Consider the following 1,669-nt stretch of genomic DNA (forward strand, 5'->3'; position numbering starts at 1 on the left):
GCCTCCGCGTGATCCTGCTGGAGCAGGGCGATCTCGGCTCCGGCGCCTCGCAGGCCTCGCCACGGCTGGTGCACGGCGATCTCGCCGGGCTGGAGCGGCGCGAGTTCTTCCGCGTTCGTCGGATGCTCAGGGAACGCGATGTGTTGCTGCGCATCGCGCCGCATCTGGTGCGGCCGGCGCGGTTCGCGATCCCCGTGCATGCCGGGGAGCGGCCGCCGTGGCAATTGCGGACGTTGCTGCTGCTGTACGAGCGGTTGGCCTCCCGCAGCGGCCTGCCGCGCTCGACGACGCTCGATGTCACCCATCATCCGGTCGGCAATGCGCTGAAGCGGCCGTTCGGAACCGCGTTCGAATATTCCGATTGCGTCGTCGACGATTCCCGGCTCGTCGTGCTCAATGCGGTCGACGCCGCGGCGCGCGGCGCCGATATCCGCACCGGCGCGCGTGTGACTCGGGCCGAGCGTGGCGAGACCTGGCGGCTGATCGCGATCGACCGCGGTTATCGGCGGGTTATCACGGCGCGGTCGTTGGTCAACGCGACCGGCGCCTGGACCGCCTCCGTCGCCGATACCGTGTTGCGCGTGCCGGCGCCGCAGCTCGCGACGGTGCAGATCAGCCAGATCGTGGTGCGCCGCCTGTTCGACTGCGACAACGTCTATGCGTTCCAGAACACCGACGGGCAGCTGATCTTCGCCAGTCCCTATGAGCGCGACTTCACCCTGATCGGCAGCATCAGCCATGCCTTCAAGGGCGATCCCGCCATTGTCGCGATGGGGGTACGTGAGGTGGCTTATCTCTGCGACGCGGCCAATCGCTACTTTCGCGAGCAGATCTCCCCGGCCGATGTGCTGCGAACGATTTCCGGCGCCAATTCCGTGATCGCGCCCGCGCGGTGGCGCAGGCGCGAAGGCGCCGCGTCGCTCGACTTCAGGCGCGGGAAGGCCCCGCTGCTCACGATCTTCGGCGGCGACGTCACGACGTCGCGGCGCCGTGCCGAGCGGGCGGTCTCGAAGCTCACCCGGTTCTATCCGATGGGGCCGCGCTGGACTGCGACGGCGCCGCTGCCGGGCGGCGAATTCGCGTGGCAGCGTTTTGAAACCGAGGTCGACATCGCCCGCGACCGCTGGCGCTTCCTCAGCGAGGACGAGGCGCGGCGGCTGGTGGCCTCCTACGGGCTGAACGTGAAAGATATCATGGGCGATGCGAAGAAGAAGGCCGATCTCGGCCCGGCCTTCGGTGCTGAGCTGACCGGCGCGGAGGTGCGCTATCTCATGCGCAAGGAATGGGCGCGCTTTCCCGACGACGTGCTGTGGCGCCGTTCCAAGCTCGGGCTGACCATGCGGCAAGCCGATCGCGATGCGCTTGCCGCGTTCATGGCGAAGGCGGATTGAGGTTTGGCTATTGCCTTGCCGCCTCCTGCGACCATGCAAGGTCACGCCTGGAGGGCCGGCGATGCAGCCGGTCCGAGATCAGGCCCGTGGCCTGCCGGCCCTGCCCGGCGCGGAGGCACGCGACGATGAAGGTGTCCTCCCACAATTCGCGCTGCGCATGGCTGCCGCCGATCCGCACCAGTTCGGGCATCAGCGGCGCAAGGATGCGCACCGCGCCCTCATGGTCGCCGGCGGCGAAGGCCGCGACCCCGCGGCCGAGGCCAATTGCGGCGGGGCCG

1 protein-coding gene and 1 pseudogene are annotated in these 1,669 nt (G+C 69.1%); one reads left to right on the forward strand and one right to left on the reverse strand.

What is annotated here, in order from left to right:
• A partial coding sequence (locus tag H8A95_RS42950; RefSeq protein WP_229188440.1) for a glycerol-3-phosphate dehydrogenase occupies positions 1-1,391 on the forward strand: 1,391 nt, incomplete at its 5' end.
• Positions 1,392-1,398: 7 nt separating this feature from the next.
• Here H8A95_RS42950 and H8A95_RS42955 read toward each other — a convergent pair.
• Positions 1,399-1,669 (reverse strand): annotated as a pseudogene (locus H8A95_RS42955) (tetratricopeptide repeat protein); the annotation flags it as partial.

Source organism: Bradyrhizobium oropedii (assembly GCF_020889685.1).
Taxonomy (GTDB): Bacteria; Pseudomonadota; Alphaproteobacteria; order Rhizobiales; family Xanthobacteraceae; genus Bradyrhizobium; species Bradyrhizobium oropedii.